The 15,876-nt window shown below is 53.7% G+C and carries 21 protein-coding genes; all 21 read right to left on the bottom strand.

From position 1 onward, the window contains the following. Position 1: 1 nt before the first annotated feature. The gene (gene hisI, locus JNK54_04995; GenBank protein ID MBL8023622.1) at positions 2 to 379 is read right to left on the bottom strand and encodes a phosphoribosyl-AMP cyclohydrolase; all 378 of its coding nucleotides are present in this window, start codon (positions 377 to 379) and stop codon (positions 2 to 4) included. Between the two features lie 14 nt (positions 380 to 393). Then, entirely contained in the window at positions 394 to 1,227 is an 834-nt protein-coding gene (hisF, locus tag JNK54_04990) for an imidazole glycerol phosphate synthase subunit HisF (GenBank protein ID MBL8023621.1), read from the bottom strand. Further along, complete coding sequence (hisA, locus tag JNK54_04985; protein MBL8023620.1) at positions 1,228 to 1,950, bottom strand: 1-(5-phosphoribosyl)-5-[(5-phosphoribosylamino)methylideneamino]imidazole-4-carboxamide isomerase; 723 nt, start codon at positions 1,948 to 1,950, stop codon at positions 1,228 to 1,230. 3 nt (positions 1,951 to 1,953) lie between these two features. Next, positions 1,954 to 2,595, bottom strand: coding sequence for an imidazole glycerol phosphate synthase subunit HisH (gene hisH / locus JNK54_04980; protein ID MBL8023619.1), 642 nt, complete (start codon positions 2,593 to 2,595; stop codon positions 1,954 to 1,956). Between the two features lies 1 nt (position 2,596). Beyond that, positions 2,597 to 3,229, bottom strand: coding sequence for an imidazoleglycerol-phosphate dehydratase HisB (gene hisB, locus JNK54_04975; protein ID MBL8023618.1), 633 nt, complete (start codon positions 3,227 to 3,229; stop codon positions 2,597 to 2,599). Next, positions 3,226 to 4,398 carry a histidinol dehydrogenase gene (hisD, locus tag JNK54_04970; protein MBL8023617.1) on the bottom strand — a complete coding sequence of 391 codons (1,173 nt, stop codon included), beginning with the start codon at positions 4,396 to 4,398 and terminating at the stop codon, positions 3,226 to 3,228. Before hisD ends, hisB begins: the two co-directional genes overlap by 4 nt. A 77-nt stretch (positions 4,399 to 4,475) precedes the next feature. Next, positions 4,476 to 4,979 (bottom strand): Hsp20/alpha crystallin family protein, encoded by a 504-nt coding sequence (locus JNK54_04965; protein ID MBL8023616.1) that lies wholly within the window; start codon positions 4,977 to 4,979, stop codon positions 4,476 to 4,478. A 17-nt stretch (positions 4,980 to 4,996) separates the two neighbouring features. After that, entirely contained in the window at positions 4,997 to 5,416 is a 420-nt protein-coding gene (locus JNK54_04960; GenBank protein ID MBL8023615.1) for an Hsp20/alpha crystallin family protein, read from the bottom strand. Between the two features lie 68 nt (positions 5,417 to 5,484). Further along, the gene (locus JNK54_04955) at positions 5,485 to 5,772 is read right to left on the bottom strand and encodes a MerR family transcriptional regulator (GenBank protein ID MBL8023614.1); all 288 of its coding nucleotides are present in this window, start codon (positions 5,770 to 5,772) and stop codon (positions 5,485 to 5,487) included. A 92-nt stretch (positions 5,773 to 5,864) separates the two neighbouring features. After that, entirely contained in the window at positions 5,865 to 7,517 is a 1,653-nt protein-coding gene (locus tag JNK54_04950; GenBank protein MBL8023613.1) for a hypothetical protein, read from the bottom strand. Next, positions 7,514 to 8,275 carry an ABC transporter ATP-binding protein gene (locus JNK54_04945; GenBank protein MBL8023612.1) on the bottom strand — a complete coding sequence of 254 codons (762 nt, stop codon included), beginning with the start codon at positions 8,273 to 8,275 and terminating at the stop codon, positions 7,514 to 7,516. Before JNK54_04945 ends, JNK54_04950 begins: the two co-directional genes overlap by 4 nt. Further along, on the bottom strand, positions 8,266 to 8,886 hold the full coding sequence (locus JNK54_04940) for a hypothetical protein (GenBank protein MBL8023611.1): 621 nt from the start codon (positions 8,884 to 8,886) through the stop codon (positions 8,266 to 8,268). Before JNK54_04940 ends, JNK54_04945 begins: the two co-directional genes overlap by 10 nt. Before the next feature lie 4 nt (positions 8,887 to 8,890). Further along, entirely contained in the window at positions 8,891 to 9,634 is a 744-nt protein-coding gene (locus JNK54_04935; GenBank protein ID MBL8023610.1) for a M50 family metallopeptidase, read from the bottom strand. Continuing rightward, entirely contained in the window at positions 9,631 to 9,999 is a 369-nt protein-coding gene (locus JNK54_04930) for an aspartate 1-decarboxylase (protein MBL8023609.1), read from the bottom strand. The genes JNK54_04935 and JNK54_04930 overlap by 4 nt, the downstream gene beginning before the upstream one ends. Beyond that, entirely contained in the window at positions 9,996 to 10,670 is a 675-nt protein-coding gene (locus JNK54_04925; GenBank protein MBL8023608.1) for a hypothetical protein, read from the bottom strand. The genes JNK54_04930 and JNK54_04925 overlap by 4 nt, the downstream gene beginning before the upstream one ends. 89 nt (positions 10,671 to 10,759) lie before the next feature. Beyond that, positions 10,760 to 11,158 carry a response regulator gene (locus tag JNK54_04920; GenBank protein MBL8023607.1) on the bottom strand — a complete coding sequence of 133 codons (399 nt, stop codon included), beginning with the start codon at positions 11,156 to 11,158 and terminating at the stop codon, positions 10,760 to 10,762. After that, complete coding sequence (locus JNK54_04915; protein MBL8023606.1) at positions 11,155 to 11,859, bottom strand: succinate dehydrogenase iron-sulfur subunit; 705 nt, start codon at positions 11,857 to 11,859, stop codon at positions 11,155 to 11,157. Before JNK54_04915 ends, JNK54_04920 begins: the two co-directional genes overlap by 4 nt. Then, on the bottom strand, positions 11,859 to 13,598 hold the full coding sequence (locus JNK54_04910; protein MBL8023605.1) for a succinate dehydrogenase flavoprotein subunit: 1,740 nt from the start codon (positions 13,596 to 13,598) through the stop codon (positions 11,859 to 11,861). The genes JNK54_04915 and JNK54_04910 overlap by 1 nt, the downstream gene beginning before the upstream one ends. Next, positions 13,570 to 13,998, bottom strand: a complete 429-nt coding sequence (locus JNK54_04905) for a succinate dehydrogenase (protein ID MBL8023604.1) — start codon at positions 13,996 to 13,998, stop codon at positions 13,570 to 13,572. The genes JNK54_04910 and JNK54_04905 overlap by 29 nt, the downstream gene beginning before the upstream one ends. Continuing rightward, positions 13,995 to 14,393, bottom strand: coding sequence for a succinate dehydrogenase, cytochrome b556 subunit (gene sdhC / locus JNK54_04900; GenBank protein MBL8023603.1), 399 nt, complete (start codon positions 14,391 to 14,393; stop codon positions 13,995 to 13,997). Before sdhC ends, JNK54_04905 begins: the two co-directional genes overlap by 4 nt. 106 nt (positions 14,394 to 14,499) lie before the next feature. Beyond that, on the bottom strand, positions 14,500 to 15,834 hold the full coding sequence (locus JNK54_04895) for an IS4 family transposase (protein ID MBL8023602.1): 1,335 nt from the start codon (positions 15,832 to 15,834) through the stop codon (positions 14,500 to 14,502). Positions 15,835 to 15,876 lie beyond the last annotated feature (42 nt).

Genomic DNA, 15,876 nt, shown 5'->3' with positions numbered 1-15,876 from the left:
GTTATTTCTTATAGACCTTCGCAGGATCGAATAGAATTTCACCGGTGGTTTCCAAAAGGTTTTCGGACGTCACTTGATGGAAAAAACAAGATTTCCGCCCCGTGTGACAAGCCGCTCCGCCCACCTGATGAACCCGAATAAGAACACAATCTTTGTCACAGTCCAACGCGATGGATCGGATCTCTTGATGGTTACCGCTCTCCTCCCCTTTTCGCCATAACTTGTTGCGGGACCGACTAAAGAAAACACCCCGACGGCGATCTAAGGATTCCAACAGAGATTCCCGGTTCATGTACGCCACCATCAACACCGTTCCATCTTTATCGTCCTGAACCACCGCAGGGACCAATCCCCTGTCATCGTATTTAACCTCGTTCATCCAGTCGGGGATATTCATGATGCCCTCCTTTCCATTCGTATGGGTACGCCACGACGGCGCAAACCGTGTTTCAGATGATGAATTTCTAATTCTTTAAAGTGAAACAGCGAGGCGGCCAAAGCCGCGTCGGCCCCCGCCTGAAACGCGTCAAAAAAATGATCGACCTTCCCAGCCCCGCCCGAAGCAATGACCGGAATTCTCACCGCTTTCGATACCGCCGCCAACATTGCCACATCATACCCGGCCTTCGTCCCATCCGCGTCCATGCTCGTCAACAATAGTTCTCCCGCTCCGCGCCGTTCCACTTCCCGAGCCCAAGCCACCAGGTCACGACCCGTTGGCGTACGCCCCCCATGGATAAAAACTTCCCACCCTTTTCCATGCCGCTTGGCGTCTATCGCCGCCACAACACATTGGGCGCCGAACCGCTTGGACGCTTCTCCAAAAAAACCGGGGCGTAGAACACCGGCCGTGTTAATCGAAACTTTGTCTGCCCCGGCGTTCAAAAGAAGGCGAATGTCTTCCAACCGGCGAACCCCCCCGCCCACTGTTAACGGGATGAATACCGTTTCCGCCGTTCGCCGCACCACATCCAAAAGGATCGGCCGCTGGTCGGAAGACGCCGTGATGTCGAGAAACACCACTTCGTCAGCCCCCTCCCGATTGTAGCGCTCAGCCACCGCCACGGGATCGCCCGCGTCCCTCAAGTGAACAAACTTCGTACCTTTAACCACCCGCCCCGCGTTGACGTCCAGGCAGGGAATGATTCGGCGCGTGAGCCCCGAATTCCCGAAAACGATACTCGGGATTTTTTTTCGCGGGGAGGAGGAACGAATCTTTTTCCCCATCTAACGCGCGGCGGCGAGAGCCTCGGGCAAGGTAACTTTGCCCGCGTAAAGTGCCTTCCCCAAAATACAACCTCGGAGACCCTTGGCTTCTAAATTCTTTAACGCCTGGATGTCCGCTAGCCCAGAAATACCCCCCGAAGCATAAACGCCCATATGGGTCATGCCCAAAACGTCTTCAATCGATTTCAAGTTGGGGCCTTTCAAGGTCCCGTCCTGCTTGATGTCCGTGTAAACGAGTTCCCGAAACCCCAACTGATCAATGGTCTTGATGGCGTCGGCCAAACTATGCCCCGAATCCGCCTGCCAGCCTTCGATCATGACTTCACCGTTCACCGCATCGAGGGAGGCCATCAATCGACCGGGGAACTCGGCAATCGCCGATTTGATCCACTGAGGGAATTTAAGAATTGCGGTCCCCACAATCGCCCGGCCCACCCCCTTTTCTAAAACTTTTCGCACCGATTCTGGATCCCGAAGTCCACCCCCGAACTGAACCACCACATTGACCGCGTCTTTAATTCGAAATAAAAGATCCAGGTTGGCGGCTTGACCGCTGAAAGCACCGTCCAGGTCCACCACATGAAGGCGTTGCGCCCCTTGGGCCACCCACTGCTTGGCGACTTCCACAGGATCGGAAGAGTACGTCGTCTGCTGTTTCGGGTCTCCGTGAACCAAACGAACGACGGATCCGGCTTTAATATCAATGGCGGGAATAACGAGCATAGGTCACCTCGGGTTTAAAGAAACACTCTTTAAGACTTCTCTCAAGAAACGAAGGCCTGTGGGGCCGCTTTTTTCCGGATGAAACTGCGTGGCCAAAAGATTCCCTCGAGCCACGGCCGAACAAAATTCACCCGCGTAGGGTGTGTTTGTCCAAACCAAAGCAGGATCCGTTGGACGGGCCAGATACGAATGAACAAAATAAAAGTAGTCCTTTCGGGTCAGGACTTTTTTCCAACACCCCGCCGCATTTTTTTTGGGATGGACTTCGTTCCACCCCATATGGGGGACTTTCAATCGGCGATCGGCCAAACGAAACTTCACCACCTTTCCTTTCAACACCCCCAGTCCTTTTTTGCCGGGAGCCTCTTCGCTCGATTCAAAAAGCAGTTGAAGCCCAAGACAAATTCCAAGATAAGGACGGTCCTTGTTCACCCAATCCTGGATAAAACGATCCAATTTTTTTTTGCGTAAGACCGTCATCGCCGCGTCGAATGCCCCGACCCCAGGGACCACCAAAAGAGCGGCCTGGCTCAAAGCGTGGGGATCATCGGAGACGAACGCTTTGGCCCCCGAATGAATCAGCGCTTTTTCAACGGAACGCAGGTTCCCCATCCCGTAGTCAAGAACACCTACGGGCCCTTTCATTTCAAAGGATTCCTTTTGTCGAAGGGACAGAGGCCACCCGCCGCGGATCGATTGTCACCGCTTGGGCCAACGCTCGTCCAAACCCTTTAAAAAGGGATTCCGCGATGTGATGATTATTTCGCCCCTGGAGCAATTTGATGTGCAGATTCATCTTGGCCGTCATGGCCAAAGCCTGGAAAAAATCTTCCAACAGTTCAAAACAAAAGGGGGCCTTATTTTGCACCCTGAATTTAACTTTAAAATCAAAAGCCGGCCGCCCGGAAAGATCGAGCGCGACGTAAGAAACCGTTTCGTCCATGGGCGTGAGGGCCCGCCCAAGGCCACGACCGTCCGTCCCGATTTTCAGGGCCTGCCCGTAACGGGTGATGCCACGTTTTTCGCCGAGAGCTTCCCCCAAGACTTCGCCCAGAGCCAGTCCAATGTCTTCCACCAGATGGTGATCGTCAATGTGCGTATCGCCCCGGGCGTCAACCGTCAGAGCAAAGTTCCCGTGCTTGGCAAAGAGTTCCAGCATGTGGTCAAGAAAGGGGATCGTTGTTTGAACGTGATATTTCCCGGGACCATCCAGTCCCAAGGTCACCTTCACCTTGGTCTCCGAAGTGATTCGATTTCGTTCAGCCGCTCGCTTTTTCATGGTTTCTCCCGACCCCGCACGGACGCCGCGTGGCAACGCAGCCCTTCGGCCTCCGCAAACCCCGCAATCAACGGGGACACCTGCCCCAGGACGCGTGGAGGGATCTCTATAACGCTCGTGCGTTTCAAAAAGGATTGAAGGGACAGACCTGATGAAAAACGCGCGGACCGCCCTGTGGGAAGAACATGGGACGGCCCCGCCCAATAATCTCCCGCCGCCACAGGAGAGTACGGCCCAACAAACACTGCGCCCGCGTTCCGAACCATTGAAAGCATTAAAGAGGGAGAGGACACCGCTAACGAAAAATGTTCCGGCGCTAAACGATTGGCCTCTTCCATAGCCATGGCCCAGGATCGCGCCTGAAAAAAACGGCATTGTTTTCGGTAAAGAGGCGCGATCCCCCGCCGGACTCGCGAGAGGACCTCGGCGTTTAACGAAATCAATGTGGCCCGGGCCAGTGGGTCATGCTCCGCTTGGGCCATCATGTCCGCGGCCAGCCATTCGGCCGGAACGGATCGATCAGCGAGAATAACAATCTCACTGGGGCCCGCCAGCATGTCGATACCCACTTTTCCAAAAACTTGTCGTTTGGCCTCCGTCACCCAGGCCCCACCAGGGCCAACGATTAAATCCACCCCGGGAACTGTTTTCGTACCAAAAGCCATCGCCCCCACCGCGGCCACGCCACCGATTTGATAGAGCTCATCAACTCCGGCCAACACGGAGGCGGCCAAGACTTCCTCCGTCAAGTGTTTCGGCGGCGTGCAAACGACCACACGGCCCACCCCCGCCACACGCGCGGGAATACATGTCATCAGAACCGTGGAGGGGTAGGCAAAACGCCCGCCCGGCACATAGGCACCGACAGATTCCACCGGCCGAACCTCCTGCCCCAAAACAGTCCCCGCCACCCGTTCCCGCCAGGAGCGTGGCGAATGACGGCGCTCCGCCTCATGAAAGAGCCTTATCCTTTTGGCACACACCTCCAAGGTCTGGCGTTTTTCCCTAGCGAGATTTTTCAGTGCTGTCTTTGCCCGTGCAAGAGGAACCTTCCAACCAGAGGGCTTAATATCCACACCATCAAAACGCAGGAGTGCTGCTTGGATCGCGGAATCTCCACGTTTTTGGATGTCGTTTAGGATAGAGGTTACTTTCGATTGTAGGGGCACGAGAACTTGATTATATCAAAAGGGGGCCCGCAGGCCCCCTTTTGAATACGTCATTTTTTCATTGGGACAACGTTTTCTTATTCCGCTTTGACCTCTATTTTACGGGTCCGGTTTTGAGCCGCCGGACTTTTGGTCAATGTCACGGTGAGCACACCTTTTTTAAACCCCGCGGTGACCTTCGTGGGATCCACTTCCATTGGAAGCCTCACGGTGCGAAGGAACGACCCGTAAGAGCGCTCCATATGATGGAAGTTTTTTCCTTTTTCTTCCGCTTCCGCTTTCTTTTCACCCTTCAAGGTGAGGAGATCTCCTTCCAAAGACACATCAACATCCTTCTCGTCCATCCCTGGAAGTTCCGCCGTCACTCGGATCTCCTTTTCTGTTTCCGCGATATCCAGCCGGGGAATTCGATCCGCTGATGTTCGCGGCTCGAATAACCGGAAGGGCGCGATTCCCCACCCCCGTCCGACATCATCAAACAACCGATCCATTTCCCGGGAAAACGATCCGAAGGGAGTCCACACACCCATTGAACCCGTTTCCCGTTTGTCCCCCGAGGGGACCATTTCTTTGTCCGTCATGGCAACCGCCTCCTTTTTTATTCGGATTTAACCTGAATTCGATGAACACGCGCTGGCCCGCTCTTCGGAACACACACCCGGAGCACGCCGTTCTTAATCGTGGCGGATATGGCGGCCACATCAACTTTGGTCAGGTCCAATTTGAAAGACCTGTGGAAGGCCCCTTTGGTGCGTTCCGCCTCAACAATACCGGCTCCTGCTTCCGCGCTTGTTGATCGGCGACCGGTCAGATGCAACACCCCTTCATTTACCGAAACCTCCACTCCGGCAGGCTCCACCCCAGGCATGTCCGACAATAACACCCAAGCCTCGGGACGTTCTAAAACATCGGTGACGGGTAACACCTTCGTTTCTGGCCTTGAAGCGGACTCCCCCGCCAAACGCCTTTCCGAAACGTCTCTCAGGAATGGATCCACCCAACTCGCAATGTACGACATTAATACCTCCTTTTTATCCTAGCGCTCTCTAACATTGACTGCTAATATAATCACAAAAAAAAGAGGCCCTATTCCCGCCCTTTTTCTTTTTTTCCATCACCTGCTTGCATTCGTAAAATAATTCGGATCCCAGAAAGATTCACCCGCTGAGCTAAAAGATTCCGAACTTCAACCAGAAGGTCCATATCCTCATCACAAAAAAGCCGCTGGTTCCCCTCCGTTCGACTGGGTGCAACCAGCCCTGCCCGCTCCACCCAGCGCAGGGTGTGAATAGAAATCCCGCATAGGCGGGAAGCCACCCCAATACTGTAGAGGGGGGTCCGACGCGTCCTTCGAATGATCACTTCCTGGTCCATAGTCCCCTCTTCGTTATTAGAGACTATCATGAAAATTAAATTTTGTCAATAGATAACCTAACAAGATATATAAGGTTTGTGCACACATTCGTTTAAAGGTCAGCGTGATCGAGGTTTGCTTTTCCGAAAAACAAGGGGAGGAAGAACCCAGCCAGATTGATAAGGAACAATGTCCCGAGGACATAGAAGGCCTCCGTCGACCCCCAGACGGATCGCCCAGAGAAATAGTGCCTCTTCATCAAAATGGCCTCGAGGGCCAGGGTGACCCCCACGTAAAAGAGCGCCGTGACCATGAACAGGATCCCCCCGGGAGATGTTTGAATTTGGGCCACGTTCTCCATTCCAAACCGAGGAAACATCGCCCCGAACCCGACACCCATGGCGGAAAGAGTCAGCGCCATAACTAAAACGGTCACATTCGAGAGGTGAACAACAAAAGGGTCCACGCCCAAGAACGAATTCGAAATCCAAACGAGGAGCACCCCCATGACCCCAATAGGGATGAACCCGCCCAGGAACTTCCCCCACAGGATTTCCCAAAGACTTAAGGGGGCGGCCCGCAGCGCCCACCAACTTTTCCCCTCCAAGCTTATGGCGGGGAAAACAAACCGAAGCGCCACAGAGGCCAGAACAAACCCCACCATTCCAATATTCAGGAACGAAATCAACGCCCGCAAGTAGCGTGAGTCCAAGGGAAGTTTTCGAATACTGATCAGATAGATGGCAATGATGGACGCCAACATGAGAAGCTGTGACCACTGATTGGAGTCTCTTCGAAAAACAGCAAGATCTTTTCCAAGCGTCGCCTGAAACCGAACACCGAAGAGAGGAGGAATCCATCGCCATTCCCCTCCCAAAGATTGGGGCCGTCCACGCCGGCTGGACTCCTGAGCGGCAGCCCACCCCCCATAGTAAGCCTTCTCCCCAAAAAAGAGTAATCCGAACCAAACCAACAGGGCGGTCCCTACCAACAGAGAACCGGATTGGAGAGCCACCTCTTTCTGGCCCATGGCAAACCCACCCAGGGACTGAGCGAACCAGTAGGAAGGCAAATAGGGCGCGGTGGGCGCCTTTAAGAGAGAAATGTATTGAATAACAAAATCCAGAGTGTCCGCCCGAAGGAACTGGGCGGGGGCCAACCATCGGACCCAAAGGAAAAGACCGGTGCCGATCAGCACGGCCACCACCAACATGACTTCTCTGACACGGCGAGCGGGAAAAACGAGCATGAGCAGTAACGAGAGCCCAATCCCCAGAGCGCTCGCAATCCACGCGAAAGGGACAATAAGACCCGACAACAAAAGGAAAAACGCTGCCCCCTGCCCCATCACGCGACCGAAAGCCGCGAGAAAGGGGAAGAGCGCCATGACCATGATCCAAGAAGAAAAAATGGTCGTTTCTATGGATTTAAAAGCAAACAGGGTTCGGTAAGGCAACGGGGTATGAACCAACATTGAAAGGTCACGGGCAAAAAAAAGCGTGGAGAAACTGGCGATGGTACTGGAGAAAATAATCATCAAAAAACTCGTCATGAACGCCATCGCCAAGACCTTCATCAAAAGAAGATCGCCCACCAGCTCCACGTTTTGAAGAACAGTCAAAAACCGAAAAAATCCCCAGTAGAGACCTGAAACAAAAAGTAACCCTAAAAAGAGGAACCCCGCCGCCTTGACCCGATCCCCCGCAGACCCATGAGTGATCCAGTTCTTGAACTTAAGGAACTGAACGCGAAGGAGCCACCTCATTCGTTAAGGTATTTCAAGAGGTCCCGATAGTGATCCCCACCCGTGAGCGCCAGGAAAATGTCCTCCAAAGACCCGCCCTCAGTCGACTGGCCACGAAGCTCGGCCACCGTCCCCACACGGGTGAGACACCCGCGCTGAACAATCCCCACCCGATGGCAAAGTCGTTCAGCGATCTCAAGAACATGGGTACACATAAAAAGCGTCACCCCGTTCTCTGACAATCTTTTGAACACATCCTTGACCAATCGAGCGCTTTTGGGGTCTAATCCCACCATGGGCTCGTCTAAAAACAAGACTTTCGGTTGATGAAGAAGGATCCCCGCGAGAACAAGTTTTTGCTTCATTCCGTGCGAGTAGGTTTCCACCAGTTCCGACCCCATCTCCCCCAACTCAAACATTTCCAACAACTCGGGAATTTTCTTTTTTTGGTATGAAAGATCCACTTCGTAGATGTCTCCAATGAACCGGAGAAATTCGTTCCCCGTGAGGTGGGGATAAACGTAAGGCTGATCCGGAACGAGCCCCATCACTTTCTTGGCTTGACGCGGATTCAATTGAACATCGAAACCGCCCACCCACGCCCGCCCCGCCGTGGGACGCAACAACCCGGTCATCAATTTCACGGTGGTTGTTTTCCCCGCACCGTTCGGCCCGAGAAAACCAAAAATTTCACCTGGTGGGATATCCAGGTCCAGACGATCGACCGCCAAGACATCTCCAAATTTTTTCATGAGACCCGCCGTTTTTATCATGACCATCCTCGAAAGAAATGAAGGGCGAGCCCGGAAAAGAGGGGCAAGGTTAAATTGTCGTTGGGCGGCGGTGAAAAAGCTTCGATGAGAGTCACGAGTAGTGCCCCGAAAAGGACTTCCGGCCGACCAACCGCTGGGGTGAGAATAAGGGCCCCCACCGCCCAGGCGCCCAGAAAACAAGCCAAACTTCCTTCCACACTTTTATCCCCCATCCGAATCCGTCCCCATGTGCGTCCGACAAAGCCAGCGAGACCGTCCCCCACTGTTAAATAGAGCATGGCCGCCACAACGATATCAGGTTCCGGGACCAAAAGGGCCGTCCAGAAACAACCTGTGATTGTCCAAAAAATCCCGGAGGGTTGACGAACTTCCTTTTCCCGGTGAATGCCCCCGAACCAACCCAACAACCACTGGTTCAACGTTGACAGACGTAGCCGAAGGGCTTCCAAGAGGGCTCCCATAACCGCCGCCCCACCCAATATCCAGAGGGTTTTTTCTCGACCCGCCTGAACATAGAGGACAGCATACCCCGCGCTCAAAAGATGAAAAAGTTTCCGCAACCCTTCCTGCTGAAAAGGGGAGAGACTTCCCAAAAGATTCGCCTTGTTTCCTTTCATTGGGTCAGTGGGTTTCCAGAACGGAGAACCAAACCCATCGCCCCAACCGAACGAAACTTGTTCCAACACGATCCAGAAGGATTTGGGTTTCCTCCCTCCACGCGTGACCAAAAGCAGAGAAGGAAATGAGTGAAGGGAAAAGGGCCTTCAACACCACCAACAAGGCCAACCCATTACAAAGGAGGATCGTGACTAACGAAAAAAAAGTCCCTGCGTGGAGAAGGTCCGGTTGATCTTGTCGCAAAGCGTGGACGGTTAGAGCGAGATGAAAGGTGAGCGTAAGTCCTATCCCAAACCCGACCCAAAGGGGAGGGGTTTCGAGTGGGGCGTAACGGCGAACCAGCCCATACGCCAACAAGACCACCAACGTATAAAGTGGAACGCAGTAGGGTGCCAGAGCGACAAAAGCGTTGCTTCCTGAAAGTTCGACTTCCCCTCCCTTTCCCGACACGAAGATGGACTTTACTTTATACCCCGAAAGAAGGGCCGCCATCGCATGGGTCAGTTCATGGCCGAAAACGTAAGCCGTAATGGGTTTACGAAAAACGAGATGGAGAAGGAGGTAGGCGGCGACTCCTGCCAAAACGGGAACAACAATTTTCCCCTCATAAGGCAACGCCACTCCCAAGCGGATCAAACCAAACCAAACGCCCACAGCGGGAGCCAAAAGGACAAGCCCCAAAACGGGGTAGAGGGTTTCGAAAACCCGAGTGGGGGCAGATTTTCTCCGAAAGCGGGCGCGCTTCATCCGGCCGGAGCGCCGGGTTTCTCGTGTAAGTATTTGACAAATCGGTTCTCACGATCCACCAGAACGATCTTCGAACGCGGCGCCCGCAGAGCCATCGCAAAAGTCATAATGATCACTTGGTGACCCTTTTTAATCATGTGGCTCGCGGCGCCATTGGCACAGATATCCCCTGAGCCGCGATTGCCTTTTATGACATAGGTTTCCAGCCGAGCCCCGTTGGTGTTGTCTACGACCAAGACCTTTTCGTGTTCTTGAATATCCGACTTCTCCATCAAATCAGCATCGATCGTGAGGGACCCCACGTAGTCCACGTTGGCGTCTGTGACCGTGGCGTTATGGATTTTAGAACGAAGGAAAAACCTCATAGGGACGAGGAAACCTCACCCAGAACCACAGGAAGATCTGGGGCCAGGAAAGCTCTTAAGGTCTCGTGAGCTTTCCAAAATGACGCGCTGGGAACGGTGAGCCAGAACCCCTCCCGCACGGCACCGCGAATGCGTTTGTCGTCAAAGACACGAACCAAAACTCCTTTCTTCATAAGCAAATGAAATAGGAGGGCGGCTTCGTTCGGGTCGGGTGTTGAAAAAACGAGGCGACGATCTCCGGTCTCTCCTGGGGCAGGATCAAACATCTCACCAGGAACGGAAAGTCCTTGACGAAACACCTCTTCCCGCCAGACATGCTTGGCCACCGGCTCCAAGAGTCGGGCCTTGAGACCATCGTCTATTTTAAGGTGAGAAGAATAACGATGAGCATCACGAAAAGAAAAATAGGCTCGCTTTGCCGACGAGTCGGCCCCGATTAAATCAAAACGCGATTGGAGAACGTCTTGCTCCAATCGTAAATCCTCAGGCGTCAGCTTTCCCCGTTCCTGCAGTGAAAAAAGCCGTTCACTTTCTTTCAAATACTCGGCTTCCTGATGGCGCGTCCTCTCCGCTGGATTTCGCGCCCACTGAAGGTATCGTTCCCCATCCCGATACGACGCTTCGGCACGTGAACGAAAGTCGACCCAAATCGCACCGTAGACAAACACCACGGCCCAAAGCCCCCCGAACAGCCTTCCGAACCAGGAGGAGATACTTGAAAATAGGAAATGGGGGGAATGTTTTCTGAAGGGGGGCCGGGTCATTTCCCGTCAATCATCTTCTTTACGCTTTTCAGAAGATCTTCTGTAAGTACGGGTTTAACAAATACTTTCTTAACGTTGGGCGACGAATCCAATACTCGACGTGTGTCCCCCGCGTCCGCATAGGCACTGACAACAGCCACGGGGATAGACGCCGTGGCCTGATCTTCTTGCATATATTTCAGAATGGAGAGGCCATCCAAGCCAGGCAGCATGAGATCCAACAACACCGCCACGGGCTTCCGTGACCGAATCATTTCCAACCCTTTCTCCCCGTCCGGGGCCACGCAAACTTCGTAACCTTCTTGTTCCAGCGTGAGACTTAAAAATTCTGAAATCGCTTCGTCGTCTTCGACCACGAGGACAACGACGTCTTTCTTTTCATCCGGATCCGTCATGTGGGATCCGATTTATAAAGAAGAGTGCGCTTCACATCCGCAATGGCACCGGTGATATCAATTTCGCGAGGGCACGCTTCCATGCAATTAAAAACGGTTCGGCACTTCCAAACCCCGTCCCGCCCATTCAGGAGCGCTAAACGTTCCGCCCCCGCCCTGTCTCGATCATCAAAAATAAACCGATGGGCGTTCACAATGGCGGCGGGGCCCACATAGGTGGGGTCCGCCCAAAAAGATGGGCAGCTGGTTGTACACGCCCCGCAAAGAATACATTTCGTCGTATCATCGTAACGAGCCCGGGCCGTGGGGCTTTGCAACCGTTCTCCCTCAGTAACCGGCTCATCGTTCACCAGAAACGGTTTTAATGATTTGTATTTGGCGAAAAAAGGTTCCATGTCCACGATCATGTCTTTGATGACCCGAAACCCTTTCATGGGTTCAAGGGTGATCACGGGGGCCACATCCTGGACCAAAACTTTACACGCCAAGCGGTTTTTTCCATTGATCCGCATGGCGTCGGATCCACAAATCCCATGGGCACAAGAGCGCCGATAGGAAAACGATCCATCCCGCTTCCATTTCACTTCGTTCAATGCGTCCAAAACCCGATCCGTGGGGAGCACATCGACACTGTAGGACTCCCAATGGGCGGCCGTGTCCTTTTCAGGATCAAACCGAAGGATTTTTACCGTCACGTCCATTAGTATTTCCGCTCCTGTGGCTGAAATTTCGTGATCACGACGGGCTTGTATTTGAGTTCAACACCCGCATCTTTTCGGTAGGCCAGCGTGTGGGAAAGGAAATTTTTGTCGTCCCGCTTCGGATAATCCTCCCGGGCATGGGCCCCACGAGACTCTTTCCGCGCTAAAGCGCTGACCACGGTGCTGACCGCCAAATCCAATAAGTTTTCCAACTCCAAAGCTTCCAAAAGTTCCGTGTTAAATTCTTTTCCTTTATCGGAAACCCCCACCCCCTCGTAGCGAACGCGGAGAGCGGCAATCTTTTCTTGAACCCGCCTGAGTCCCTCTTCGTTCCGGTACACCCCGCAATCGTCCATCATGGCGGCCTGAAGTTCCGACCGGATATCGGCGGCGGACTCTGTGCCCGCCCGAGTCAACAACGTATCCATCCGTTGACGGATGTCTTTGGCGGGGTCAGCGAGGAGGGGAACATAATCGTTTTCAGCGGAAAATTTTGCCATGGCCAATCCGGACCGGCGACCAAAAACCAAAATATCCACCAAGGAATTCGTTCCCAGACGATTCGCCCCGTGAACAGACACACACGCCACCTCGCCCGCGGCATAGAAACCGGGCATGACCGTATTTTTTTCGTCCAAAACCACTTCTCCATTCGCGTTGGCGGGAACCCCCCCCATGGCGTAATGGGCGGTGGGTTGAACAGGAATCAAATCCTTGACGGGGTCTAACCCCATGTAGGTACGAACGAAATCCGTAATGTCAGGAAGTTTTTCTTCGATCTTTTCCTTGCCCAAATGCCGGAGATCCAAATGAACATAATCTTTTCCATCCACACCGTTTCCGGCACGAACTTCCTGGTGAATAAAGCGGGAAATCATGTCGCGGGGAGCGAGATCCAACATGGTGGGCGCGTAGCGTTCCATGAACCGCTCGCCCTTGCCGTTGAGGAGTTTTCCCCCTTCGCCTCGACACGCTTCTGAGAGAAGAATCCCCATTTTATAGATGCCTGTGGGATGGAACTGAAAGAATTCCATGTCTTCCAGGGGAATCCCACGGCGGTAGGCAATCGCCATTCCGTCACCGGTCAGAGCGTGGGCATTGGAGGTAATTTTAAACAAACGACCGGACCCGCCCGTCGCGAACAATACTGTTTTCGACTGGAAAATATGCAGTTCGCCGGTTCGCATCTCGTAGGCCACAACACCGGCACACCGCCCTTCACTGATAATGAGGTCCACCACATGAAACTCATCAAAAAAAGTGACCTCGTTTTTGACGCATTGCTGGTAAAGGGTTTGAAGGATCATGTGCCCGGTACGGTCAGCGGCAAAACAAGCTCTTTTAACAGGCCCTTTCCCATGGTCTTTGGTGTGACCCCCAAAAAATCGTTGGTCGATACGACCATCCGGGGTGCGATTGAAGGGCAGTCCTAAGTGTTCCAGTTCGATTACTGTATCGATCGCATCCCGGCAAAGGATTTCCGCGGCGTCCTGGTCCACCAAATAATCGCCGCCCTTCACCGTATCGAACATATGCCATTCGGGGCTATCGGGTTCCGTGTTCCCCAGAGCGGCGGAAACGCCCCCCTGGGCCGCGCCGGTGTGTGAACGTGTGGGATAAAGTTTAGATAAGACCGCGACCCCGGCGTTACGCTGGGATAAAGCAAGAGCCGCGTAAAGGCCGGCCCCCCCGGCTCCTACAATGAGGTTGTCAAAGCGATGTGTGTGTATTCGTTTCATGGGGAATATCCGCCGGGGAGGAAGGAGATTGAAAGGTAAAAACAATATAGAGACCGAGAAGAAGAAGCGCCAAACAAAGGACTCCGGAGAGGGCCACCGCGATGAGCCGCTTGAACCCTTTGAGATAATCATCAAAAACAACCCGGAGCCCATTGAACCCGTGGAGCAACGCCAAAATCAGTAGGAGTCCGTCATAGGTTCGCCAGAACGGAGTGACATAACGTGCTGCCACAAACGCAAAATTCACATGATCAATGCTGTTGACGAGATGCATGATCGTGAGGTGCCCCAAAGCCAAAAACAAAAGGACCACCCCACTGATACGCATAAAGAACCACGCGAAACGCTCAAACCCACCCGAAGGAACGGGACGTGTCCCCTGCGCCGAGAGAGAACTCATGGCCGAACCGCCTCCATCCAATGGGAAATCATGATCACGGTCACGGGAACCATCAATGCAAAAAACAGCCCCCAGGTCACTCGAGTCAACTTTCGATGGTGCCGCGTGGCCCCCGGCCAGAGGTCCACCAAGGTCACCCGAACTCCGTTAAGAGAGTGATAAAGAACGGAAGCAAAAAGGAATATTTCACTGATTCTGAAAAAAGGATGGCGATAAAGCGCCATAACCCGGTCAAAGAGCTCTGGCCCCCACCCAATCAAAGCGGTGTCCACAATATGAATGGCTAAAAAGAGGAGGACCCCCACCCCTGTGGCGCGGTGAAGCAGGTAAGACCAATGACCTGACCCACCGCGGTAACGCGCGACATCATAAACTTCGTTTAAGACCTTTTTCATCGGAGAGTGCGAGTTTACCAAGGACAGGAGAGCGTGTCAAGAAAAGAAGGGAAAAGAAAAATCACCTTAACCCCAATGCGGTTTAGATAAGCCTTTTTTCTGTCGATCATCGCGGATGCCCTTGATTCCGCGAGTAACCGCTCATCTTGATTTTGACGTGACGCGGGGAATGCCGATCCCCGCGTCGTGGCGGTAAGACCAATCGCCTGAGATCCACGCGCATCTGTTCCAGGCGCTTTGGCAAAGCTCCTGGCGTTTGCGTTATCGCCGACCAGTAAAAAAAGTCCCGGATCAGCCTTAGACAGAACACAAAACTGATTCGTCGCGGCGGCAATCCCAATTCTCGTTCCGCCATGTCCATTTCCCGTCGAACTAAGTTGTAGGCGATCGCCATCCCCCACAACTCTTGGCGAACTCCGTCCGGTGTTTGAGAGCGAATCGCCTCTTCCCGCTCCAACACATCCGTCTTCAGCTCGTCATACCCCAGCTCCAATTCCCACCGCTCATGATACAGCTTAACGATCTCTTGAGCCGGATACGCTTTATTGTCCAACAGAGACGTTAGGAGAGTCTGCGGCCGATACCCCTTACGCTCATACCGCACCGCCCGCGCCAAGAACGATTCCGGAAGGGATGGGTCTTTTCTCCGACGGCTACGGTCGATCGGCATCTCCACCAAATCGTCTCCCTTCCCCAACCGTTTGACCACCGTCCTGCGTAAATTCTTTCGGGCGCGCAACAACCAATGCCGATCTTCTCCCCGTTGTGTCAGCCCCCACAACTGCGCGTGTTCAATGGAATACCGATCCATGACTGTCAAAGAACGCTCTGGCACACGCTGAATTAGCGGCCACACTACCGTCCCTTCTCCGGTCCCAAAATCCGCAAAATCGAACGCCAGCCACTGATGGCTCCTCAATACCATTAACACCGCCACCCGCACCTGCGGATACCCCGCCGTGCTCCGACTCCCCGGCGGCAATCCGAATTTGGATCGATTTTCCACGCTGTCTGGAATTCGCAGTGTCGACCCATCCGCCCCCAGCACCATCAATCCCCGCCACCGATAACGCTCCCCGGACTCCTGCGCCCAGTGCTTCGCGGTGATCATAAACAGCGCTCGGACAGGGTCCACGCCCAGACTTTCGCGGGATTGGGGAATCGCCCCTTTGCTCAATGTCCCGGGCCGACCCTTCTTGTCCGGCATCACCAGATCCAAGTGGTGCGCCACATCCACCATCGGCCGATTTCGATACAACGACATCCCGATCAGCAGCCACACGACATCTTCTACCGTCATCTTCCGGGTGCGGACCTTCGCCGTCCCGCCACGCCTCAGCGCCTCACGCACCCACTCCACAGCCACCAAGGATTTCAATCCCTTAAATGAGGCTGGCAACGTCCCATCAGACAACGAGATCAGCGAGGATGTTAGTTTCAAAGAGCTCTCCGTAGAAACCGCTTAGTGTCGGCCGTTTAACTA

Source organism: Elusimicrobiota bacterium (assembly GCA_016788905.1).
Lineage (GTDB): Bacteria > Elusimicrobiota > Elusimicrobia > FEN-1173 > FEN-1173 > JADKHR01.
The sequence above is the reverse complement of the archived record's forward strand: the minus strand, read 5'-3'. Positions and strand labels throughout refer to the sequence as shown.